The sequence below is a fragment of the Terriglobus aquaticus genome, from assembly GCF_025685415.1.
In the GTDB taxonomy this organism is placed as follows: domain Bacteria; phylum Acidobacteriota; class Terriglobia; order Terriglobales; family Acidobacteriaceae; genus Terriglobus; species Terriglobus aquaticus.
The window spans coordinates 2,795,628-2,817,315 of record NZ_JAGSYB010000001.1 but is presented as its reverse complement, the minus strand read 5'-3'; the positions used below and the strand labels follow the sequence as shown (position 1 = coordinate 2,817,315).

The window sequence follows — 21,688 nt, the reverse complement described above, 5'->3', positions numbered from 1 at the left end:
CGATAGGCGCCGAGGCGATCCGGAGGCGAGCGAGGGTACGATGAACCGCTTTGGAACTGTGCTGAAGACAAAGGTGCTGGGTGGTGTTCTGGTGGCGGGTATGGCGCTGCCGGTGGTTGCCGGTGTGCCGGCGGAGGCGCAGTGGCGGGGCGGATACGACAACCGTGGCTATGCGCCGGACTATCGCCAGAGCTACGAGGGCGATCACTTCTACAACAACGATCGAAACTACAACCACAACGACCTGCGGTATGACTACGACCGTCACCACGGCGTTGGGCCGGGCAAGGGAGCGCTGATCGGTGGCGCCGCGGGTCTGGTGCTGGGCGGCATCCTGGGCGGTGGCAAAGGTGCGCTGATCGGTGGCGCGGCTGGCGCCGGTGTGGGTGCGGTGGCCGGCGCGGCGAACCAGAATGCTCATCGCGGCTACGGCAACTATGGCTATGGCAATAGCTGGAATGGTGGGTACAACGGCTATGGCTACAGCAATCGTGGATATGGGTATCGCGGCTACTAAGGTGTGACGTTCGCAGAGAGGCCGGGCAATGTGCCCGGCCTTTTGCGTTGGTAGGTTGCTTCGAGCGGAGCGGTTCGCGGCAGGTAGAGGACTTCTGCAGAAACGCGAGCAGTCGATCAAACGCGAGGTGGGATGCGGGCATCCGTCTCAGAGAGGCTGGTTGACGCGAGAGCGGTGGCGGCCTGGGAAGCAGGTTCTCAGATGCGAAGAATTGCAGGCATTGTGTTGGGTTCGGCGCTGCTGGCTGGTTCCGTGGCACCGGCGGTGCAGGCGCAGCGCTACGACCACGGTGGCGGCTATTACAACGGCTACCGGAATACGCGGCCCTATGACGATCGCTATGACCGCGACTACTACAACCGGCACCACGGCGGGATTGGGCCTGGCAAGGGTGCGCTGATCGGTGGTGGCGCGGGTGCGCTGATTGGTGGCCTGCTGGGTGGCGGCCTGAAGGGTGCGCTGATCGGCGGCGGCGTTGGTGCCGGCGGTGGAGCTCTGCTGGGCAAGGCGAATGCAGATCGCAGGCACCGGGACGAGTACCGCGACTATCGCGATTACGGGTACGGCAACGGATATCGCCGGTACTAGGCAGCGGGTCACAGCAGATTGTTTTTGCGAAACGTCAGGAGCACAGGGATGAAGCAGATTACGAGTGTGGTGGTGATGGCGGCGATGCTGGTGGCGGCTCCGCTGGGGATGCGTGCGCAGGCAGGGCGGCCGGCACCAAGCGTGACCGCGAACAACAGCGCAGGCGCGGCGACCGTGGCACCGGAGATGCTGACTAAGACGGTGCATGAAGCGTGGGTGGATTCGGGCCGCAACGAAGACAAGTTCTTCGACGTGGTGAAGGGCATGGCGGAGATGAGCGCGCAGAAGCGTGGCGTGACGCTGCCGGACACCGAAGCCGCAGGACAGAAGATGGGCAACCTGATCAAGGCCAGCGCGCGGCGCGATCCGGACCAGTTGCTGTACGCCGTAGTGGATGCTGCCGTGCGGCAGACCGCGGGTGTGAGCGCGCACGCGGCGGCGCAGGCTTCGACGCAGAAGTAAGTGGCTGGAGAGGAGCAGTGCCACGAGGGTGTCCTGCAGGGGGACGCCCTTCGTGTTTGCGTCAGTAGAATCAGAGAAGTTTGAGCCTGCCCGACAACACCTCAGGGAATCCGACACCGGCGTCGATTGCGAACCCTAACGATGCGCCGGAGATTGCGGTTGCGGGGCAGGGCGCTACGGTGGTGCCCACTAGCGGCGGCAGTGCCGCGGCGGAGCGCGGGTGGCGCACGCGGCTGGGCTTTGGCGGGGCGAGCAGCGCGTTTTCGGCGTCGCTGCTGCTTATGGGATCGAGCCTGCTGAGCGGCATATTTAGCCTGTTGCGGAACACGCTGGTGGCCAGGTACTTCGGCACGGGAACGGATACCGCGGCCTACACCGCGGCGTTTCAGTTGCCGGACACGATCCTGTATCTCCTCATCGGCGGAGCGGCCTCAAGCGCGCTGATCAGTGTGTTGAGCCGGTATCGGGAGCGGGGGGAACAAGCAGAGGCGGATCGCGCGCTGTGCAACATCCTGAACGTGGTGGCTGCGGTGCTACTGATCGCCGTGCTGCTGGGCGAAGTCTTTGCACCCGCGTACATCCGGTATGCATTTCCGAAGTTTCGCGAGCAGCCCGATCTGTTCGCCAAGTGCGTGCACCTGACGCGCATTCTGCTGTGCAACCCGCTGTTCTTCTTCGCGGGTGGTGTGCTTGGATCGCGGCTGCTGGTGCGGCGCATCTTTGTGTACCAGGCGCTGCAGCCGGTCATCTATAGCGGCGGCATCCTGCTAGGAGCGGTGCTACTGCACAGCCGCATGGGCGTGGACTCGCTGGCAGTTGGCGCGGCAGCCGGAGCATTTGCGGGACCTCTGCTGATGAACTACGTGGGCGCGCACCGCACGGGTCTGCGATGGACGCCTGAGTGGGACCTGAGGCATCCTGCGCTGCGGGAATGGTTTCTGCTGAACCTGCCACTGATGCTGGGGCAGAGCCTGACGACAACGGATAGCTGGATTCGGAACTACTTCATCTCGGGCGATAAGTTCGACCTGTCGCGGCTGAATTTTGCAAGGCTGTTGTTTACGGCGCCGATGAATGTCTTGGGGCCTGCGGCGGGTACGGCGTCGCTGCCGTTCTTTGCATCGCTGTGGCAGAAGAAGGACATTGCAGCGTTCAGCGCGGCGGTGGACAAGAGCGTGTCGCGCATGATCGCGGTGAGTCTGCTGGTCGGCGGATGGATGATCGGCCTGGCGCCGTTGATTGTGCAGTTGGTGCTGCGTGGCGGCCGCTTTACGGCGTCGGACTCGGCCATCACCACTCGCTATTTTGTGGTGTACACGCTGAGCCTGTTTCTGTGGACGAGCCAGAACCTGTATGCGCGCGCCTTTTACGCGGCGGGCGACACCTTTACGCCGATGGTAAGTGGTACCGTGGTCACGCTGGTCTCGATCCCGGTGTACGGTGCGCTGTACAAGACGGTGGGAGCGGAAGGTTTGGTGTGGGCGGCGGACGCGGGCATGCTGCTGCACACCGGGTCGCTGGCCGTATTGCTGCACAAGAAGCGGATGGTGAGCATCGCCGAGCTGGACGGCGCGGAGCTTGGAAAGTCGCTGCTCGCCGCATTTCTGGGATGCCTAGCGACGCTGGTTGCGATGAGCGTGCTGCCGGCTGCGCACGGGCGAGCGCTGGCGCTGGTAAATGTGATTGCCGGAACAATTGTGTGGGCGGGTGTGTGCTTCGCGGTGCTGCGGGTGACGGGGGCGAAGCTGCCGGATGTGGTGTTGCGCAGGAAGGCAGCAAGTAAGCAAGTTAGCGCGTCAGCAAGTCAGCGGGTTCGGGTTTGAGCTACTTTCTTCGTACGGATCGGCTTGGCTTTCGCACGTGGTCTGAGGCGGACCTTCCTCTGGCGGTTGCATTGTGGACGGATGCCGAGGTGATGGGGCACATGGGCGGCCCGATGTCGGTCGCGGCTGCCGAGGCTCGGTTGCGGGCGGAGATGCAGAACCAGCAGACGCTCGGCTTTCAGTACTGGCCGATCTTCGGTCTGTCGACCGGGGCGCATGCCGGGTGTTCAGGGCTGCGGCCGTTCCACGATCAGAAAGGTGTGCTGGAGGTTGGCGTTCACCTGGCTCGGGCGTTCTGGAGCGGGGGGTATGGCGAAGAGGCTGCGCGCGCAGTGATTGCGTGGGCGTGGCAGAACACGGATGCTGGGGCGCTGGTGGCCGGGCACGGGCCGCGGAACGAGCACTCCCGCGCGCTGGTGGGCCGGCTGGGCTTCATGTACACGCACCATGAGCCGTGGGGACCGCAGCAGGCCATGCATCCGTACTACCGGCTGGAGCGACCTGGACGGCAGGTGTTACTCACCTAGCGAACGGCTGCCGCTGCGTTCGGAACGTTTCTGAAGTCGACCTGAACGATGTGGCTGGCCAAGGCATCGCCGACGACGTATTCAGGGACATGTTGAAGGTTCAGGTCTTTGCCTATCCAGTCCATGCCTGAGGTTTCCTTGTTGACCAGCAACGGCATAGGTTGTGCTTTGAAGTCCTGGTATCGAACAGTGGCAAACGGGAGAAAGTGGCTGGCGTTTTCGGCGGTAACGGCGTCGGTGTCGTTGCCCAAGATTGAGACTTCTGCGGGCCTGTCGTAAATAACTGCGAGCCGGTCAGCTGGGACCTGGGTAGGGGCGTAATACGCATCCAGGAAGAGCTCACCAGTGCTTTGCACGTAAAGGTGTTCGGCCGGGTTCGACCGCAACCTAGCGATCACTGAGGCAGAGGGCTGCAGGCGGGCGCGTACGGTAGCCGCATGGTCCCGTTCGTTCCGAATTCGAGAGTAGACAGACGCTGTAGCCAGGAAGACAGTCACGCTCATAGCGAGCAGAAATACGGGGCGGCTGCGGAACGGCTTGCCCGATGCGACTGCCAGGGCAATGATGAAGGGGATGAGCGAAGCGACGACGTAGCGGACCTCCATGGTGTGTGTCACGAAGCGTCCCACCAGGTAACCAAAGATTGGCAGCATGGCCAGTGCAATCAAAGCTATCCCGAAGCCAAGCATTGCAGAGGTGGCCTTGCTCAGTTCACTTCGCTTGCCACGAAGACGGAATGCGATCCACAGCGCCGCGGCCAGCATAGCCAATGCGAACAGGCGCTGCATTGCGTTGCTCGCGCGACCGTCCTGAAGGAAGAGGTCCCGGTATCCACGAGAGATGGCGTGGAGACTGACGAAGTTGATGTAGTAATGCTGGCGGTAAGGTACAAGGCCCTGCTTGAAGAACATGACGAGCGCGAGGGCGGATGCACCCGCTGCCATCGTCGCAATCATGGGCCAGTCCACGGTGCGGCGTCGCACGGTGCGGATCAGCTCTGCCGGCAACAGAGGAACCAGAATAAGAAGTCCGAAGTAGTGGCTTGTAATGGCAAGAGCAATTGCGCAAAACAGGCCCACCAGTGAAAGCCTGCGAGCGAGCGAAGAGGTGTACCCAGGCCTACCAGCGGCAGAAAGCCAGCAGAACAGCGCTAGCGCATAGAGGCCAAGGAGCCAGGCATAGGGGCGACCCTCCACCGCGAAGCGGAAGCTGGCGGTGAGCACCGGAAGCGCCATGCCAAATAAGGCAGCACGCGCTGTGCTTACCCGCCGAAGCAACGCAAAGAGGCTTACTTGCAGCAGCAGGAACCCCGCGAGCGCTGGCATGCGCAGAGCGATCGGGCCCGGGCCGAGCAGCTTCATGCTGAAGTGGCTGAGCAGGTGGTAGGTAGGCGGATCGAGTGAGATCGGCGTGTAGCGCTGCACGTGGATCACCTGCTGCGCGGTGGGCAGGCTATCTGTGTAGAACGAGAGGAACTCGTCGTTCCACATGAGCCGCTGATGTGACCAGACCAGAGCCAGGGTAAGCGTCCACAACAGAATCCCCGCAAATGCAAACCGGACGGCGATTGTGGAATCCCGTTGTGGCGCAGCAGGAGGTGCATCCGTAGCGGACGTCTTCAAAGGCGCAGGGCTGGTCATGGTGTTAGCGGATTATTCCACAGAGCCAAACCAAAAACTCCGCCTTTGGCCTGCGTCTCGCGCCCTTTAGGAGATTGCTCCGCAGGGCTTCCGGGCGGAGCGTCGGGGCGTGTTCACGGAGTCTTGAAAGAGGAGCGGTCGTCCACTATTTCTTGTATGGCTGGACATGCCGGAGCTTTTCGTTTGTTCTGGAGGTACGTTTGGAGGTTCGAACACACGATGGTTGAAGCGCCGGAAGCACCGCATCATCATGCACACAAGACCGGGTTGCCGTGGTTTGACCTGGTGGTGCCGATCGCGGTGCTGTGCATCTCGGTGGCGTCGCTGCTGACGTCGCTGCAGTCCGAGAAGTCGATGCATGCGCTGGTGGAGGAGAACCGGCGGCTGGTCAGCGCGCAGTCGACGCCGCTGTTGATGCTGGATTCCTCAAACCTGGTAGGCGGAAAGCCAGCCATCGAAATGAAGCTGAGTAATGTGGGCACGGGGCCGGCGCGCATCGCCTGGTTCCACCTGGTGGACGATCAGGGGAACAGCTACTCGAAGAACTTTTACGAGCGGGTGCGCCAGGTCGATCCTACGGCCGCCTTCACGTCGCAGCAGATTGGCGGAACGCTGATGCGCAGTGGCGAGGACCGGTCCGTATTCAACTGGCCGAAGCCGGCAGAGGACTCATCGGCGATGGCGAGTTGGAACAAGCTCGAAAAGGATCGCTTCTACCTGCATGGCTCGGCGTGCTACTGCTCGATGTTCAATGAATGCAACGTCACGACTTTTGAGAACGAGCAGCCGCGGGCAGTAGAGTCGTGCGAAAAAGCGGATCCTGCCAAAAAGTAGAGAAGCGGGGGCAGCGACACTGTTCGCGGCACCCGCTTCACTTTACTTGGCGTCTTCGTACTCTTCGTGCCAGGCCATCTGGATGCCTTCGAGCTGGCCCTCGGTGGACTTGGCCGGATCGCCGACAAAGCCGGGCAGCGCTGTGACGTACTTGTGCAGGTCGGTGAAGCGCACCGTGAGCGGGTCGATCTCCGGGTACTTCTCCTGCAACTGGATGCCGATCTCTTCGAAGTCGGTCCAGGTGATTTCGCGTGGCATGGCTACTCCTTTGCCGCTACCGCTGCGGGCGAGGTGACGGGCGGTGCCGGCGTCGCGTCCGCGATGATCGCAGCGGGCTTGCCTTCCTGCACGTAGTTGCGGTTCCAGGCGGGGATCTCGACCACGTAGGTGCCGGGCTTTTCGATGACTGCCTGGCAGCCAAGGCGCGAGTTGGTCTGCGGACCAGCGGCAAGATCGACGCGGTCGAGCTCGTCATCTTCCGGTTCGGAAAGGCCGGGCTCGCCCTGCTTCACGTAGACGTGGCAGGTGGTGCAGGCGCAAACGCCGCCGCAGGCGTGGTCGAGGAAGATGCCGTAGTTTTCGGCGACGTCCAGAAAGCTCATGGGACGGCCGTGGCCGTCGTAGGGCAGGGTGCCGAAGGGGAACTCAACCGTCTTGTTTTCAGGCTGAAAGGTGACGCGGACGATGTTGTCCGCAGGCGGCTTGGATAGGTCGACCGGCGGCAGATCGGTGGGGTGCTCGCTCATAGCACCTCCAATTTTAGAGGAGGCGCGTTGCGAAGGTGCGCTCAGGCGTTGATCGGCCGCGAACGCACGATCTCAAACCGCTGTTTCAGGCGGAGAAACGGCGTTTCGAAGAAGCGGTAGGAGAGCGCCGCGGCTGCGATGGTGAGGCAGAGCTCCGCGGGCAGCAGTGTCCATGGCCGGTGGAGCGGCAGGTAGCGCTTTCCAAGCAGAAAGACAGGGGAGTGGAAGACGTACAGGCCGAAGGAGATGCGGCCAAGGTAAGCAAGAAAAGCCGGGATGCGCGGTGGTGCGGCGGTGAGCGCATCGAGGATCAGGGCGCAGGTGAGCGCGACCGCCGCATACCCCACGATGAGTTGGAGGGCTCCGGGAGCATAGCCACCCTTGATGCCGCCGAACCGGATCGCCGCAAGCCAGATGCAGGGTGTGAGCAGCAGCGCGACGATGCGCAAGGCGCGGTTCTGGAGCAGGCAGCCCTGCCGGTCATGCCGCAGCGCCAGCAACGCGCCTGCGGTGAACATCTGCATCTGGACCAGGCTGCTGAACCATACGCGGTTCGCGGTGTCCGCATGCAGATGGCCGTAGATGCCGGTCGCGATCCACGAGCAGATGGTGAGCGCGAGGCAGGCGATCAGCAGACCGGTGTGACTCAGGCGTCTGGTCAGACCTGGCCAAAGCAGATAGAACTGCTCCTCCAGCGAGATGCTCCATAGTGGCAGGACGAAGCTTGGCATGTACACGGCGAAGTTGCCGACAAGCAGAGCCGCCGCGATGTACCAGGACCGGTCGGTTGGGAAAAAGCCGTACCGCCAATCGAGCAGGAGACCGACCGCGAGGCCGAGAAAGTAGAGCGGCCAGATGCGCAGGATGCGTCGGATGTAGAAGTCACGCAACGAGACGGTTCCGGTTTGCGCCTTTTCCCGCAGCAGCAGGGTCGTGATGAGGTATGCGCTGAGCGCGAAGAAGAGGCAGAGACCCAGACCCGTGACCTGGATGAGCGGAGAACGCCACACAAACTGCGATGAAGTGTGGTGCAGGAAGACGAGCAGAAAGGCTACGAAGCGAACTGCGTCCAGCTCTGGCCGGTAGAAGCGCTGCGCATGGTCGCGGCGGTTCGGCTGTGCCTGGAACGACGCCTGCCGTGATGTGTGGGCTGGCGCAGAATCGACGGCCATCTTTCAAGAAAGTACAGGGGCTGCAGTGTGGCGGCAAGCGACTAAGGGCCGAGCGATGCGTTGTTGGGCGCCTTTGCCTGCTGTGGCGGCGGTGGCAAGCGCGGTGGTATGTTGGGGCGGCAATCGGCGCCGGGTGGCGGCGCCGGTAAATGGGAGAGATGCATGGCTGAACTTGTGTTGGCGCTGGACCAAGGAACGACGAGCTCGCGGGCGATTCTGTTTGACAAGGCCGGAGCGATTCGGGGAACGGCACAGCATGAGTTTCGGCAGATCTTTCCCGAGGCGTCGCGCGGCGGTCCCACGGGCACGCAGGGCTGGGTAGAGCACGACCCGTTTGAGATCCTGACCAGCCAATTGAGCGCGGCGGTGGAGGTGCTGGGGCGTGCGGGTATTCGGCCGCGCGATGTGGCCGCGCTCGGCATCACCAACCAGCGCGAGACGGCCGTGGTGTGGGAGCGCGCGACGGGCAAGCCGGTGTACAACGCGATTGTGTGGCAGGACCGACGGACCGCAGCGCAGTGCGAGCAGTTGACCCGCGACGGTGCAGAAGACGAGGTGCGGCGGCGCAGCGGTCTGCGGCTGGACCCGTACTTCAGCGGTACCAAGGTGGCGTGGATCCTGGACAACGTTGCTGGCGCGCGGGAGAAGGCGGAGCGCGGCGAGCTGGCCTTTGGCACCATCGATAGCTGGCTGATCTGGAACCTGACGAGCGGCAAGCGGCATGTGACGGATCGCACGAATGCTTCGCGCACGCTGCTCTACAACATCGTGGAAGACCGCTGGGACGACGAGCTGCTGCGGCTGTTGCGCGTGCCGCGGTCGATGATGCCGGAGGTGGTGTGGTCGAGCGAAGCGCTGGGGCCGGTGAGTACTACGCTCGGCCTGGAGGGCATTGAGATTGCCGGCATCGCGGGCGATCAGCAGAGTGCGCTGTTTGGACAAATGTGCACGCGGCCAGGCGATGCGAAGAACACTTACGGTACGGGATGTTTTCTGCTGCAGCACATCGGCGACGCGTTCCGGCTGAGTGAGCAGCGGCTGCTGACCACGCTGACGTGTTCGCTGGAACGCAAGCCCGAGTATGCGCTGGAAGGCTCGGTGTTCATTGGTGGCGCGGTGGTGCAATGGCTGCGCGACGGTCTGGGGCTGATTCAAAAGAGCAGCGATGTGGAAGCGCTGGCCTGCAGCGTGCCAGACAGCGGTGGCGTGGTGTTTGTGCCTGCATTCACGGGGCTGGGCGCGCCGCACTGGGACCCGTACGCGACGGGCACACTGCTGGGCATGGGCCGTGGCACCACGGCCGGGCACGTTGCGCGCGCCGCGCTGGAGAGCATCGCGCTGCAGGTGGCCGACGTGTTGAAAGCGATGGATGCGGACACGCCCGCTCCGCTGAAGGAGCTGCGCGTGGATGGCGGCGCCACGGCCAACGATACGCTGATGCAGTTCCAGGCGGACCTGTTGCAGGTGCCGGTTGTGCGTCCCGCATGCCTGGAGACGACCGCCATGGGTGCGGCGTACCTGGCGGGCATCGCGACCGGGGTGTGGGGTGGGCTGGAGTCGATTCAGCAGGAACAGGTGCCGGGAACCCGCTTTGAGCCGCGTGATAGGCAAAGCACGGACAAGCTGTACGCGCGCTGGCAGAAGGCTGTCGAGCGCGCGAAGGGCTGGAACGCGGCGGCATAGGCCGTGTTGTGCTGACGGCATCAGACAGGAAGAGGGCTTGAGATGAATCGCGACACGATGGTGCGGGCGGTGCGGGAGCGCGGTGCGGAGCCGTGGGACGTGGTAGTGATTGGCGGCGGGGCCACCGGCGCCGGTGTGGCGGTGGACGCGGCGTTGCGCGGCTATGCGACGTTGCTGGTGGAGCGCGAGGACTTCGGGAAAGGCACGTCGTCGCGGTCGACCAAGCTGGTACACGGCGGCGTGCGCTACCTGGAGCAGGGCAACGTGAGCCTGGTGATGGAGGCGCTGAAGGAGCGGGGCCTGTTGCGGCAGAACGCTCCCCACCTGGTGCATGACCTGGAGTTTGTGGTCCCGAACTACTCATGGTGGGAGGCTCCGTTCTACGGCATTGGCATGAAGATCTATGACCTGCTGGCGGTGAAGTATTCCTTTGGCCGGTCGAAGATTCTGAGCCGCGAAGAGACGCTGAAACGGCTGCCGACGATTGAGCAGGAGGGCCTGCGCGGTGGCGTGGTGTATCACGATGGGCAGTTCGACGACACGCGGTTGCTGATGCACCTGGTAATGACCGCGGCCGACCACGGCGCGACGGTGCTGAACTACTGCGCGGCAGTGGGACTGCAGCGCGATGGCGATGGCTTTGTGAACGGCGTGGAACTGGAAGACCGTGAGACCGGCGAGCGCGTCACAGTGAATGCGAAGTGCGTAGTGAACGCGACCGGCATTTTCACGGACGAAGTGCGGCGCATGGCCGAGCCGGGCGCGGAGGGCATGGTGTCTCCGTCACAGGGCATTCACCTGGTGTTGGAGAAGAGCTTTCTGCGTGGCAACAACGCGATCATGGTGCCGCGCACCAGCGACGGCCGCGTGATGTTTGCAATTCCGTGGCACGGGCACACGGTGGTCGGAACGACGGATACGCCGATCGATGCGCCGAGCTATGAGCCGAAGCCGCTGGAAGAAGAGATCGAGTTTGTGCTGGGCACGGCGGGCGAGTACTTGAGCCGCAAGCCTTCGCGAAGCGATGTTCTCTCCATCTATGTGGGCATTCGGCCGCTGGTGAAGGCGGCGGGCAGCGATTCGTCGAAGACGAGTGCGCTGTCGCGCGACCACACGATTCACATCGATGGCAGCGGTCTGCTGACGATCGTCGGCGGCAAGTGGACGACGTATCGTCACATGGCAGAGGACACGGTGAATCATGCGGCCACGCTGGGCAAGTTGCCCGACGTGGCGTGCAAGACGGCGGACCTGAAGATCCACGGATGGCGCGAGGGTGTGGCCGAGAGCGATGACCTGAGCGTGTACGGTGCGGACGCCGACGCGATTCGCTCGCTGGCTGCTGGTTCACCGGATCTGGCCGAGCGACTGCACCCGGAACTGCCGTATCTTGCGGCGGAGATTGTGTGGGCCGCGCGTGAGGAGATGAGCCGCACGGTGGACGATGCGCTGGCGCGGCGTACTCGAGCCCTCTTGCTGAATGCCCGGGCGGCCATCGCGATTGCTCCGAAGGTGGCGGGATTGCTCGCAAAGGAGCTGGGGCGCGACGAGGCCTGGCAGCGGGAGCAGGTGTCGGCGTTCACAGCATTGGCGAAGCAATACCTTCCCTCCGCCTAAAGTCAGCCTGCCGCTGCGTAGGTTCGTAACGGGCGATGCGACACCCCGCTTCACCGATGCAAAAAGAAGCGCGTCTAACGCTGATCCCGGCCAGAGTGCCGCTAACTTCCCATATTCAAACATTCAAAAGAATGTTTGAATCGCTGCCTCGGAACCACCCATCTGTTCAGGTGTGCAGGAGACGCGACGCGGAGTCGCAGTCCCGCCAGGAGGAACAGGTTATGGGCAAGCTGAATGGCAAGATCGCGATCGTGACCGGCGCGTCAAAGGGAATTGGTGCGAGCATCGCAGAGGAACTGGGCCGCGAGGGCGCGAGCGTGGTGGTGAACTACGCTTCGTCCAAGGACGGCGCCGACAAGGTGGTGAAGCGCATCACCGATGCCGGCGGCAAGGCGGTTGCCGTGGGTGCGAACGTGTCGAAGCCGGAAGAGATCGCGAAGCTGGTCGAGGGCACGAAAGCGGCATTTGGCGGCCGGGTGGATGTGCTGGTCAACAACGCCGGGGTTTACCAGTTTGCGCCGCTGGAGCAGACTACGCCCGAACTCTTCCATCGCATTTTTGACACCAACGTGCTGGGTCTGCTGCTGACCACGCAGGCCGTCGTGCCGCTGTTTCCGGAGACGGGTGGATCGATCATCAACATTGGTTCGCTGGTGGGCCGCAATGCCTCAGCGAATGCCGCGGTGTACTCGGCGACCAAGGGCGCGGTAGATTCGATCACGGTTGCGCTGAGCAAGGAACTGGGGCCCAAGAAGATTCGCGTGAACAGCCTGAACCCCGGGCCGGTGGTCACCGAGGGTGCTGCAGGCTTCACCGAGTTCTTTGAAACGCTGACGCCACAGACGCCGCTGGGCCGCGTGGGACAGCCAAGCGACATCGGCCGCGCTGCCACGTTCTTCGCCTCGGACGACTCGGCGTGGATCACGGGCGAGGTTGTCGTCGCTGCCGGTGGCTTGCGCTAAACAGAGTTCCGCTGAAGTCGACGCGCCGGAGATCCCTTCGGCGCGTTACAGTTTTTGGCATGTCTTGTATACGTTTATGTGCGGCGGTTGTGCCTGTCGTTCTCCTGTCTGCCCTGGCTCCGCTGGCCGTGCACGCGCAGGTTGCGGTGCATGAGAACGCGGCCGGCCACGAGTGGTTTCTGGACGCGGGCCGCATGACGTACGCCGTTGGTGTGAACGACCAGGGCATGCTGCAGTCGATGTACTGGGGGCCGCACCTGCCCGCGGACGCGACGCTGCCCGCGGCGAAGATGCACCCGGAGCGTGCGTCGGTCGATCCTCCCATTGGCACCACGCCGCTGGAATACCCGGCGTGGGGTGAGGGGCTGTTCACCGAGTCGGCGCTGAAGGCCGATTCGCCCAACGGCGACCGCACGCTGATCCTGAAGTATGAGTCGGCGAAGACTTCGGCCGACCAGCTTGAGATTGTGCTGAAGGACACCGCGCAGCCTGTGCGCGTGCACCTGTATTACAAGGCGTTCCCTGAGGGTGTGATCGCGCGCTGGTCGCGCATTGAGAATTCGGGCAAGGCGCCGGTGCAGATCGAACAGGCGGCCAGCGCAACGTGGACGCTGCCGGCGTATCCGGAAACGGACAAATCGAGCTACAGCATGCGATGGCTCACCGGCATGTGGGCCGGCGAGTTCCAACTGCACGAGGAACGCGTGCAGGCGGGAGAGCGCGTGCTGGAGAGCCGCAAAGGATCGACCTCGCAACGCGCGAATCCCTGGTTTGCGTTCGGCCGCACGGACGAGACGACCGAGACTGCGGGGCCGGTGTGGTTTGGCGAGCTGGGCTACAGCGGATCGTGGCGCATCGCCGTGGACGATACCAGCCTGCACATGGTGAAGGTGACAGGTGGCTACAACCCCTTCGACTTCGGCTACCAGTTGCAGCCGGGTGAGTCGCTGGAGACGCCCAAGTTTTACGCGGGCTACACGGATGGTGGACACGGCGAGGCGTCACGCGTGCTGCACCGGTTCCAAACGGATGAGATTCTGCCACACCGATCCGCAACCCGGCAGCCACCTCCGCCACGCAAGATCCTGTTCAACAGTTGGGAAGCGACGGAGATGACCTTCACCGACCAGATGCAGATCGCGCTGGCGGACAAAGCGGCGAAGCTGGGCGTGGAGCGCTTCGTGGTGGATGACGGCTGGTTCGGGCAGCGCAACGACGACCACCGCGGCCTGGGCGACTGGACGGTGAACCCGCAGAAGTTTCCGCACGGGCTGAAGCCGCTGATCGATCACGTGCATTCACTGGGCATGGACTTCGGCATCTGGGTGGAGCCGGAGATGGTGAACCCGAACAGCGACCTGTACCGCGCGCATCCCGAGTGGGCGATGCAGTTTCCCGACCGGCAGCACACCGAGGCGCGCAACCAATTGGTGCTGAACCTGGCGCGGCCGGACGTGAAGGAGTGGATGTTCAACTGGCTCGACAAGCTGGTCAGCGAGAACGACATTGCGTACCTGAAGTGGGATTACAACCGCAACTGGACCGAGGCGGGATGGGAAGGTGCGCCCGGGTCGAGTGCCGCGCATCGCAATCCGGATGCCGAGAAAGCGATCTACGTGCAGTACGTGCGCAACCTGTACGACGTGATTGACCGGCTGCGCGCGAAGCATCCGAAGCTGGAGATTGAGTCATGCGCGTCTGGCGGCGGCCGTGTCGACCTGGGCATTCTGGAGCGCACGGATGAGGTGTGGACCAGCGATAACACCGACGCGCTGGACCGCTTGGACATTCAGTACGGCTTTACGCAGGCCTACACGCCGCAGGTCATGGCGGCGTGGACGACGGATGTACCGAACTACGATCGCCGCTTCGTTCCGCTGCAGTACCGCTTCCTCGTGGCCATGCAGGGCGCGCTGGGCATAGGCAACAACCTGAACAAATTCAGCGACGACGACATGGCGTTGGGGGCGAAGCTGACCGCGTTCTACAAGAGCATCCGCAACACCGTGCAGCAGGGCGATCTCTATCGGCTGGCTCCGCCCACCGATCGTGACGCGACGCAGGTGGAGTATGTGTCGCGCGACGGATCGCAGGCCGTGCTGATGGCGTACCTGCACTCGCAGCGGCTGGGCGTGGCCTATCCTCCGGTGCGCCTGCTGGGGCTGGACGCGAAGGCGATGTATCGTGTGCGCGCGCTGGATGCGGCGAAGTACCACGGCGACGCGACGGTGAGCGGAGCGGTGCTGATGGGCTCGGGAGTGGCGTTGAGCATGGTTGGCGATTACGACTCGACCGCGGTGGTGCTGGAGCGCGTGAAGTAGCCGGCGAGCGCTACTCCGCCGCGGCGATGGAGGCTACGATGCGGTCCATCGCTTTCAGATCGTCGTTGTTCAGCGGGGTGTGGGTGTTGACCATCAGGCTGAACACGACGGTCTGTCCGCTTCTGCAGTCCAGGTAGCCGCTCAGCGCGTGCACTTCGCCGAGCGTTCCGGTTTTCGCGAAGACGTGGTTCTTCAGTGGCTCGTTCGGGAAGCGCGAACGCAGTGAGCCATCGACTCCACCGACGGGAAGCGATGCCTTCCACTGCGCTCCCCAGGGCTGCGTGCTGGCGTAACGCAGCAGCTGCGTGATGGCTCGTGGCGTGACGATGTTGTGGCCGGACATGCCGGAGCCGTCGTTGAAGTAGAAGTCTCGCGGGTCGATGTCGGCCTGCTCGGTCAGGAAGCGCCGCTCGAGCATGGCGCCGTTGGCGGTCGTTGCTGCGCCCTGGTTCAACTCCAGCGGCAGCATGCGCAGCAGAAGATCGGCATGTTGATTCTGCGAGACCTTGTTGGTCACAACGATGTCGTCGGCCAACGGAAGTCCTACGTGGTCGGCGACGACGCAGGCGACGCTGCCCGCGGCTTGCAGACGCGTGCATTCGGCGGAGCCAAACATGGGCGTGTTTCCGCCGGCGTCGGGCACGGTCACGGCGGGCCGTAGAGGGCTGGTGGAGGTTGTCTTGCCCGCGATGCTGGCCTCTACCAGGTCGTCGCGCTGTAAGCCGGCGAGCGGACCGTGCTTCGCGACCGCCTGGCCGGTGACGGTGATGCCCCGCTGTTCCAGCGCGCGCTTCAGGGCAAGGGCGGCGTACTCGGCGGGATCGTCAATGCTGATGCTCTCCGTGGAAGGGGCTGCGTCGGGCGCGATGGTGCCGCGCAGGTGCAGCACGCGGCTGCCCGGCATGCGATCGAAGTCGATGCGGGTGGGCGCGCCCGGTACGGTTTTCAGGTCGTGTGTGTCGAATTCGTAGTAGGACAGGTCGGGATTCAGATGGATCGACGGCGTGTCGTACGTGGGCTGCCCGGGCTGCTGTTTGCCGGGTGTGACGGTGATGTCGATGGAGTTATCCGCGATCATCAGGCTGGTGATCGGCGCGCCGTAGTACCAGACCATGTCATCCAGCGACCAGTCCGGTGGGTAGGGCTGGTAGGCCAGCAGGCTGTCGTCGCCGCGGATGTCGCCCTGGATGCTGCGAATACCCTGCTGCTGGATACGGTCTGCGAGTTCGTCGATGTAGCGGAGTTCCGGGCGTGGCGGTTCCTTTTCGCCGGGCTTGAGCGGCCGGTACGGAACAGGCCGGCCAGAGAAGTTAGCATCGCCACCACCCCGCAGGATCAGGTCACCCTGCAGAACGCCGTCGCGGAGGCCGGTACCCACGGCGAGCAAGCGCGTGTGCAGGCGCGTGTCCAACGGCACCAGGGCGGAAACAGTGGCGGTAGTGAACAGCTTGGTGTTGCTGGCGGGCTGGAAGAACTGGCCATCGTTCAGCGTGGCGATGGGCGCGCCGCTCAGCGTGGTGACGGACACGCCCCAATGGGCGCGGACGACGGCGGGCTCCTGCGTGATGGTCTCGATCTGCTGCTGCAGTGTTGGGTTGAGCGCCGTAGTGGTGGTCTGGGCGAGGCAGGCGGAGGCGGTAGCAAGGCAAAGCAGAGCCGCAGCAGATCGAAGCATGGGCGCAGTCTAGCAGCGGGGCGGAAGCAGCGATGCACTTCTTCTGGTGCAACCCGCATCCTATTTACAAGAGAGTCAACCTATGGCGAAGACAGTAGCGAAGAAGGCAACAACGGGACGGAAGGCCGCAGGGCGGTCGAGCGGCTCGAAGGCCGTGCCTGGAAATGCGGCAAAGAAGAGCTTATCTGGGAAGAGTGCATCCGCGGGACGGACAGCTTCGAAAAGGGCCGTCTCGGCAAAAGCGGCTGCGCCGAAGCGGACGCCTGGTGCTGCCGGGCGGTCTGCCGGCCGTGGAACTCCAGCGGTTGCGACCGCCGTGGACGCCCAGGTGCTGGCGCACGGGCTGAATTCGCTGCTGCACACCATGCAGGTGGTGCAGCAGCATGAGGAGCGCTTGTGCTCGCTGATGCACGCGCTGCGGCGGGGGCGTGCGAGCCGTCCGCTGCTGGGCGAGTTGCGCGAGGTGCTGGAGCAATTGCCGGCGCACGACTACCTGTACGAGGTGGATGCGTTGCGCGATGCGGTGGCGGCGTAGGCGAACTTGCGCGCGAGCACCCCGAAGCGGCGCCAGCCGAGCCGTCGCGCAGCGCCCGCAAAAAGGCGGCGATCTCGTGAGAGATTAGTGGGTGTGAAGTTCGTCGCCGTGCTTTTCTTGCTGTGTGTGCTGGTTGCCGGTGCTGCCGCGGGCCTGGTATTTCTGCCGGTTGCGCCGTCGCAGGAAACTTTTGTGGAGCTGCCGCCCGGCACCTCGGCGCAGACCATGGCGACGACCCTGGAGCAGCACGGCGTCATCCGGTCGCGCTATGCGTTTCTGCTCCTGCGGGCATGGAAGCACGGGCGGCTAAAGGCAGGCGAGTACCGCTTTGCCGACCCGGCCAGCGCCGCAGAGGTGTATCGCCGCATTGCGCAGGGTGACGTGTACACGCGGGCGCTGACGATTCCCGAGGGGTACAACCTGTTCGACATAGCGCGCGCGGTCGAGGCAGCAAAGCTGGCCTCCGGCGCGGACTTCCTGACTGCGGCAAAGCAGAATACGCAACTGATCGCGCAATGGTCTCCGCATGCCACGTCGCTGGAGGGGTATCTCTATCCCGACACCTACCTGTTCAGCCACACGACTACCCCGGTACAGATGCTGCAGGCCATGGTGAAGCGTTTCAACGTGCAGGCCGCCAGGCTGGGACTGCAGCCTGCTGCGGCAAGTTGCACGGGGGAGTGCCGTCCAGCGGCGGATGTGGTGACGCTGGCGTCGCTGGTGGAAAAGGAAGTGCACTTCGACAACGAGCGCACCATGGCCGCCGGCGTGTTTGTGAACCGGCTGCGGCAGGGCATGCCGCTGCAAACCGATCCGACGGTGATCTATGCGGCCATGCTGTCAGGCCGCTGGCGGGGAACGATTTACCGCAGCGATCTGCAGTTTGACTCGCCATACAACACCTACGCGCACAAGGGCCTGCCACCGGGGCCGATCTGTTCTCCAGGCGCTGCGGCGCTGCGGGCGGCGATGCATCCGGAAGTGACGGACAACCTGTACTTCGTGGCGGACCGTACCGGTCACACGCAGTTTTCGCAGACCCTGGCGGAGCACGCGCAGCAGGTACAAAGCTATCGAGCGGCAGTGCCGGCGCAGCCCTGACGACGCGTCCGGGTAAGCCGGATCGCTGCTCCGGGGCTAACCGGTGTCGTCTTTCAGCATCGTGAACGGGGTCGAGGCCATCCAATGGTGCGGTTGCCACTTCTGCGACCGATATACTTGAGCTTTGCCAAATTTGTCTCGAATCCGATCGAGCGCAGTCGTCTTGTCCGCTCTTCTGCTGCCGCTTGCTGGCTGCTTCCGCAGTACCCGCTCGGTCATGCAGACCCATGCGCCCTCGACCGTGCTGGACGCGACGCTGACCGATCTGCTGAAGCAGACCGATGACCGCTTCAACCAGATTAAGTCCATGAACGCGTCCATCGACATCTCCGTCTCGACGGGCGGGGGCAAAGAGGGCAAGGTCGTGGATTACGCAGCCTTCCCCGGGTACCTGCTGCTGCGTAAACCGGGCGATCTGCGCGTGCTGCTGTTTACGCCGGTGGGTCACATCCAGGCGGTCGACATGGTCACGGACGGGAAGACGTTCACGGTCCAGATTCCGCCTCGGAATCGTGCGATCACCGGGTCCAACGCGGTCTCCACGCCGTCTGCCAATCCGATCGAAAACCTGCGGCCCGGTGTCTTCTTCGACTCGCTGCTGATCCGCGGGGCGGACGGCGATGACCTGGTCTCACGGACATCGGACGAACGGATCTACCAGCCCGATCCGACGCAAAAAGCTGTGTTCGACGTTCCAGAGTACGACCTTGGGATTTATCACCAGGTGACCGGTTCGCAGGAGCTCACATCGCGACGCGTGATTCACATCAGCCGCGCGACGCTAATGCCGTACCAGCAGGACATTTACGACGAAAAAGGCCAAAAGGTCACGATCGCGAACTATGACAACTACCAGAAGTTCGGTGACCAGTTGTTTCCGTCGGTGATCACGATCCAGCGGCCGATCGACCAGCTCCGGCTGCGGCTGACGATCAAAAAGCTGAGCACCAACCAAGCGCTGGAAGATAACCAGTTCCAACTGCCGAAGATGCCCGCAAACGCCCAGATTCAGAAGCTGCCCTAGGCGTCAGCCAAAGGAGCGTTCAGGGCGCCAGCATGTCCGCGGCCGCAACCGTTGGCAGGGGTGCAGCATTGCGCGTGCGCCACAGTGCCCACGCGAGCGTCACGGCCGAGCTGGCCAGCAGAATGCCACCTGTTCCAGCGGCGCCCACGCTGACCTGGCGCCAGCGCGATAGCGTCGCCAGAGCGACGCAGTTCCAACCGAGCAGCAATGTGGCGGTGGCGGTGTGCAGCGGAGCGCGCAAAGCACCCGCGATGGGATAGAGATACAGACCGACGATAATGCCCGCCGCAGTGGGGATGTACTCCGGCAGGTGCACCAGCATGAGCACAGCACAGGCGGTGGCGACCGCAACCCATTCCAGAATGTTGATTGCAATGACGATGCGGCGGATGCGTGCCTGCTGCTCGCGCGTCATGGGCTCGCGCGGCAACCGGGGAGCGCGCCGCAGCAGGGCCAGGGACACAATCAGCGCGGTGGCGCCCACCATGCTGCAGCTCGTCAGGGTGCGCGGCGTGAGCCGGCCGGAGTAGGCCAGTGACGCGACCAGCCAGACCAGGCCGACAACCGTGAAGATTATGCTCATCCGCGCACGGCGCACCGCCATCTGGCAGGTTGCAACGCGCGGAATGGCCGGGCCGGGCATAGCGAAACTGTAGCACCGGCCGTGTGTGTCTGCTTCCGGTCCTCGCTGTGCTTACCAGTCGGTGAGGGTCGCTTACCAATCGGTAAGGGTGCCGTCCAGTTTGCGGGCGATGGGCAGGTAGGCGCGCTGGTATGGGTGCTTCGCCGCAAGCGCTTCGTCGATGTCCACACCGAGACCCGGCGCGTCGCCGGGGTGCATGTAACCGGCTTCGAATTTGTAGTGGTGCGGGAACACCTGGTCGGTCAGCGCGGTGTGGTGCATGTGTTCCTGGATACCGAAGTTGTGGATGGCGAGGCCGAAGTGCAGCGCGGCCGCCATGGTCACGGGCGACAGGTCGGTGGCGCCGTGGAAGCCGGTACGTACCTGGTACACAGCGGCAAAGTCCGCGGCCTTTTTGAGTGCGGTGATGCCGCCGCCATGCACGATCGTCATGCGGATGTAGTCGATCCACTGGTGGCGGATCAAGTCGTGCGCGTCCCAGAAGCTGTTGAAGACCTCGCCCGTCGCGATGGGCGTGACGGTGTGCTCGCGGATGAGGCGGAAGGCTTCCTGGTTCTCGGCGGGCGTGGGATCTTCCATCCAGAACAGGTGGTAGGGCTCCAGTGATTTGCCGAGGCGTGCGGCCTCGATGGGTGTGAGGCGGTGGTGCACGTCGTGCAGAAGGTGAATGTCTTCGCCGACGGACTTGCGCACCGCTTCGAAGAGCTTGGGCGCGAAGTTCAGGTAGCGCTCGGTGGACCAGAGGCTCTCGCCGGGCAGGCCGCGCTCCGCAGGCTCATAGGGCTTGCCGCCTTTCGGCACGCCGTAGCTCGAGGCCACGCCCGGCACGCCGCTCTGCGCGCGGACGGCGAGATAGCCTTCGCCGATGTGGTGCTCAACCGAGGCGACGGCGTCGTCAATGTTGCTGCCGTTGGCGTGCGTGTAGACCAGCACGCCTTCGCGGCTCTTGCCGCCGAGGAGGTTGTAGACGGGCGTGTTGAGCGCCTTGCCCTTGATGTCCCACAGCGCGACGTCGACCGCCGCAATGGCGGACATGGTGACGGGGCCGCGCCGCCAGTACGCACCGCGGTACAGGTACTGCCAGATGTCTTCGATCTGCGACGGGTCGCGGCCGATGAGGCACGGGATCACGTGCTCTTCCAGATACGCGGCGACGGCAAGCTCGCGGCCGTTCAGCGTGGCGTCGCCCAAACCGTAGATGCCCTCGTCGGTTTCGATCTTGAGCGTGACGAAGTTGCGATCGGGCGAGCAGACGATGAGGCGAGCGTTGGTGATCTTCATGCGAGTCCTCTCAAGCCGTGAGTTGAAGGCGGTGCGGGCGCCCAATCAGCGTGCGCTTGCCTAAACCTTTTGGTCGCGGAGCCCAAAGGCTTCGGCGTGCTCCTTCACATACTCGTCCAGCAAGCGCCAGATGCTTTCGTCTCCGCAGAGGGCATTCCCAAGCTGGAAAAACCTATGATCGTCATCAAGGCTGCTCATGAACTCCTCACGCTTGTCTGCCTCGCGCTCAGGATGCTCAAACGGAAACATAGCGACTGCTTCGTCGAAGCGATCCGCCGCGTCGTTCGCTCCGATGGCGCGGTAAGCATCTGCAAAGACAGAGTAGGGCGGAGTGAACGGAAAGTCGCCTTCCATGGGATAACGAATGCCGCCGTTGTCGATCTTCGCTTGCATTGTCATCAGCAGTATTGGAGGCCGCAGCACTGAGGGTAGCTCGAGCGGGTCGCCGCCGACCTCATTTAATCTCGCGTAAAGCCCGTCTAGCGCTTCATCCAAAAACTTGGTTTTTGCCATAGATCACTCCAGTGCATGTTGTAC

Annotated in this window: 21 protein-coding genes; 13 read left to right on the top strand and 8 right to left on the bottom strand. The window is 63.6% G+C overall.

Annotation, left to right across the window (positions count from 1 at the left end; genetic code table 11):
• Positions 1-40: 40 nt before the first annotated feature.
• The 5 genes from OHL12_RS11715 to OHL12_RS11695 all read left to right on the top strand — a co-directional run bounded on the left by OHL12_RS11715 (position 41) and on the right by OHL12_RS11695 (position 3,917).
• A complete protein-coding gene (locus OHL12_RS11715; protein ID WP_263413998.1) occupies positions 41-517 on the top strand; it encodes a hypothetical protein in 477 nt (158 codons plus the stop codon).
• 201 nt (positions 518-718) lie between these two features.
• On the top strand, positions 719-1,105 hold the full coding sequence (locus OHL12_RS11710; protein ID WP_263413997.1) for a hypothetical protein: 387 nt from the start codon (positions 719-721) through the stop codon (positions 1,103-1,105).
• A 48-nt stretch (positions 1,106-1,153) separates the two neighbouring features.
• Positions 1,154-1,567: a hypothetical protein gene (locus tag OHL12_RS11705; protein ID WP_263413996.1), complete on the top strand. Its 414-nt coding sequence runs from the start codon at positions 1,154-1,156 to the stop codon at positions 1,565-1,567.
• A gap of 80 nt (positions 1,568-1,647) precedes the next feature.
• Positions 1,648-3,390, top strand: coding sequence for a murein biosynthesis integral membrane protein MurJ (gene murJ, locus OHL12_RS11700; RefSeq protein ID WP_263413995.1), 1,743 nt, complete (start codon positions 1,648-1,650; stop codon positions 3,388-3,390).
• On the top strand, positions 3,387-3,917 hold the full coding sequence (locus tag OHL12_RS11695; RefSeq protein WP_263413994.1) for a GNAT family N-acetyltransferase: 531 nt from the start codon (positions 3,387-3,389) through the stop codon (positions 3,915-3,917). Before murJ ends, OHL12_RS11695 begins: the two co-directional genes overlap by 4 nt.
• On the opposite strand, the gene OHL12_RS11690 is transcribed toward OHL12_RS11695, so the two are convergent.
• Entirely contained in the window at positions 3,914-5,539 is a 1,626-nt protein-coding gene (locus OHL12_RS11690; RefSeq protein ID WP_263413993.1) for a glycosyltransferase family 39 protein, read from the bottom strand. The genes OHL12_RS11695 and OHL12_RS11690 overlap by 4 nt on opposite strands.
• A gap of 237 nt (positions 5,540-5,776) precedes the next feature.
• On the opposite strand from OHL12_RS11690, the gene OHL12_RS11685 reads away from it, so the two are divergent.
• On the top strand, positions 5,777-6,391 hold the full coding sequence (locus OHL12_RS11685) for a hypothetical protein (protein ID WP_263413992.1): 615 nt from the start codon (positions 5,777-5,779) through the stop codon (positions 6,389-6,391).
• 42 nt (positions 6,392-6,433) lie between these two features.
• Here the strand turns inward: OHL12_RS11685 and iscX are convergent, their stop codons facing one another.
• From iscX to OHL12_RS11670, 3 genes are read right to left on the bottom strand one after another with little or no spacing between them, the layout of a single operon-like run.
• Positions 6,434-6,649 carry a Fe-S cluster assembly protein IscX gene (gene iscX, locus OHL12_RS11680; RefSeq protein ID WP_263413991.1) on the bottom strand — a complete coding sequence of 72 codons (216 nt, stop codon included), beginning with the start codon at positions 6,647-6,649 and terminating at the stop codon, positions 6,434-6,436.
• Between the two features lie 2 nt (positions 6,650-6,651).
• Positions 6,652-7,137 (bottom strand): 2Fe-2S iron-sulfur cluster-binding protein, encoded by a 486-nt coding sequence (locus OHL12_RS11675; protein WP_263413990.1) that lies wholly within the window; start codon positions 7,135-7,137, stop codon positions 6,652-6,654.
• A gap of 41 nt (positions 7,138-7,178) precedes the next feature.
• Positions 7,179-8,309 carry an acyltransferase family protein gene (locus OHL12_RS11670; protein ID WP_263413989.1) on the bottom strand — a complete coding sequence of 377 codons (1,131 nt, stop codon included), beginning with the start codon at positions 8,307-8,309 and terminating at the stop codon, positions 7,179-7,181.
• 162 nt (positions 8,310-8,471) lie between these two features.
• Here OHL12_RS11670 and glpK point away from each other — a divergent pair, with 162 nt between their 5' ends.
• From glpK to OHL12_RS11650, 4 genes are all read left to right on the top strand, one after another.
• Complete coding sequence (glpK, locus tag OHL12_RS11665) at positions 8,472-9,992, top strand: glycerol kinase GlpK (RefSeq protein WP_263413988.1); 1,521 nt, start codon at positions 8,472-8,474, stop codon at positions 9,990-9,992.
• 42 nt (positions 9,993-10,034) lie between these two features.
• The gene (locus OHL12_RS11660) at positions 10,035-11,609 is read left to right on the top strand and encodes a glycerol-3-phosphate dehydrogenase/oxidase (protein ID WP_263413987.1); all 1,575 of its coding nucleotides are present in this window, start codon (positions 10,035-10,037) and stop codon (positions 11,607-11,609) included.
• Between the two features lie 221 nt (positions 11,610-11,830).
• Positions 11,831-12,571, top strand: a complete 741-nt coding sequence (locus tag OHL12_RS11655) for an SDR family NAD(P)-dependent oxidoreductase (RefSeq protein WP_263413986.1) — start codon at positions 11,831-11,833, stop codon at positions 12,569-12,571.
• 89 nt (positions 12,572-12,660) lie between these two features.
• Entirely contained in the window at positions 12,661-14,892 is a 2,232-nt protein-coding gene (locus OHL12_RS11650; protein ID WP_263413985.1) for an alpha-galactosidase, read from the top strand.
• 10 nt (positions 14,893-14,902) lie between these two features.
• On the opposite strand, the gene dacB is transcribed toward OHL12_RS11650, so the two are convergent.
• On the bottom strand, positions 14,903-16,567 hold the full coding sequence (dacB, locus tag OHL12_RS11645; protein WP_263413984.1) for a D-alanyl-D-alanine carboxypeptidase/D-alanyl-D-alanine endopeptidase: 1,665 nt from the start codon (positions 16,565-16,567) through the stop codon (positions 14,903-14,905).
• A 316-nt stretch (positions 16,568-16,883) separates the two neighbouring features.
• Between dacB and OHL12_RS11640 the strand changes: the two genes are divergently transcribed.
• The 3 genes from OHL12_RS11640 (at position 16,884) to OHL12_RS11630 (ending at position 19,227) form a co-directional block, all read left to right on the top strand.
• Positions 16,884-17,102, top strand: coding sequence for a hypothetical protein (locus OHL12_RS11640; protein WP_263413983.1), 219 nt, complete (start codon positions 16,884-16,886; stop codon positions 17,100-17,102).
• A 93-nt stretch (positions 17,103-17,195) separates the two neighbouring features.
• Positions 17,196-18,203 carry an endolytic transglycosylase MltG gene (mltG, locus tag OHL12_RS11635; protein WP_263413982.1) on the top strand — a complete coding sequence of 336 codons (1,008 nt, stop codon included), beginning with the start codon at positions 17,196-17,198 and terminating at the stop codon, positions 18,201-18,203.
• 163 nt (positions 18,204-18,366) lie between these two features.
• Positions 18,367-19,227: a DUF4292 domain-containing protein gene (locus OHL12_RS11630; protein ID WP_263413981.1), complete on the top strand. Its 861-nt coding sequence runs from the start codon at positions 18,367-18,369 to the stop codon at positions 19,225-19,227.
• 19 nt (positions 19,228-19,246) lie between these two features.
• On the opposite strand, the gene OHL12_RS11625 is transcribed toward OHL12_RS11630, so the two are convergent.
• The 3 genes from OHL12_RS11625 to OHL12_RS11615 all read right to left on the bottom strand — a co-directional run bounded on the left by OHL12_RS11625 (position 19,247) and on the right by OHL12_RS11615 (position 21,664).
• Positions 19,247-19,870 carry a hypothetical protein gene (locus tag OHL12_RS11625; protein ID WP_263413980.1) on the bottom strand — a complete coding sequence of 208 codons (624 nt, stop codon included), beginning with the start codon at positions 19,868-19,870 and terminating at the stop codon, positions 19,247-19,249.
• 72 nt (positions 19,871-19,942) lie between these two features.
• Entirely contained in the window at positions 19,943-21,151 is a 1,209-nt protein-coding gene (gene manD / locus OHL12_RS11620) for a D-mannonate dehydratase ManD (protein WP_263413979.1), read from the bottom strand.
• Between the two features lie 60 nt (positions 21,152-21,211).
• Positions 21,212-21,664, bottom strand: coding sequence for a DMP19 family protein (locus OHL12_RS11615; RefSeq protein ID WP_263413978.1), 453 nt, complete (start codon positions 21,662-21,664; stop codon positions 21,212-21,214).
• Positions 21,665-21,688 lie beyond the last annotated feature (24 nt).

What these genes read in the sequence shown, in the direction of transcription:
- OHL12_RS11625 (WP_263413980.1), bottom strand. Translation starts at nt 19,870, where the DNA reads ATGCCCGGCCCGGCCATTCCGCGCGTTGCAACCTGCCAGATGGCGGTG.
- OHL12_RS11685 (WP_263413992.1), top strand. Translation starts at nt 5,777, where the DNA reads ATGGTTGAAGCGCCGGAAGCACCGCATCATCATGCACACAAGACCGGG.
- dacB (WP_263413984.1), bottom strand. Translation starts at nt 16,567, where the DNA reads ATGCTTCGATCTGCTGCGGCTCTGCTTTGCCTTGCTACCGCCTCCGCC.
- OHL12_RS11655 (WP_263413986.1), top strand. Translation starts at nt 11,831, where the DNA reads ATGGGCAAGCTGAATGGCAAGATCGCGATCGTGACCGGCGCGTCAAAG.
- OHL12_RS11670 (WP_263413989.1), bottom strand. Translation starts at nt 8,309, where the DNA reads ATGGCCGTCGATTCTGCGCCAGCCCACACATCACGGCAGGCGTCGTTC.
- iscX (WP_263413991.1), bottom strand. Translation starts at nt 6,649, where the DNA reads ATGCCACGCGAAATCACCTGGACCGACTTCGAAGAGATCGGCATCCAG.
- OHL12_RS11705 (WP_263413996.1), top strand. Translation starts at nt 1,154, where the DNA reads ATGAAGCAGATTACGAGTGTGGTGGTGATGGCGGCGATGCTGGTGGCG.
- glpK (WP_263413988.1), top strand. Translation starts at nt 8,472, where the DNA reads ATGGCTGAACTTGTGTTGGCGCTGGACCAAGGAACGACGAGCTCGCGG.
- manD (WP_263413979.1), bottom strand. Translation starts at nt 21,151, where the DNA reads ATGAAGATCACCAACGCTCGCCTCATCGTCTGCTCGCCCGATCGCAAC.
- OHL12_RS11715 (WP_263413998.1), top strand. Translation starts at nt 41, where the DNA reads ATGAACCGCTTTGGAACTGTGCTGAAGACAAAGGTGCTGGGTGGTGTT.
- OHL12_RS11675 (WP_263413990.1), bottom strand. Translation starts at nt 7,137, where the DNA reads ATGAGCGAGCACCCCACCGATCTGCCGCCGGTCGACCTATCCAAGCCG.
- OHL12_RS11710 (WP_263413997.1), top strand. Translation starts at nt 719, where the DNA reads ATGCGAAGAATTGCAGGCATTGTGTTGGGTTCGGCGCTGCTGGCTGGT.
- OHL12_RS11660 (WP_263413987.1), top strand. Translation starts at nt 10,035, where the DNA reads ATGAATCGCGACACGATGGTGCGGGCGGTGCGGGAGCGCGGTGCGGAG.
- OHL12_RS11615 (WP_263413978.1), bottom strand. Translation starts at nt 21,664, where the DNA reads ATGGCAAAAACCAAGTTTTTGGATGAAGCGCTAGACGGGCTTTACGCG.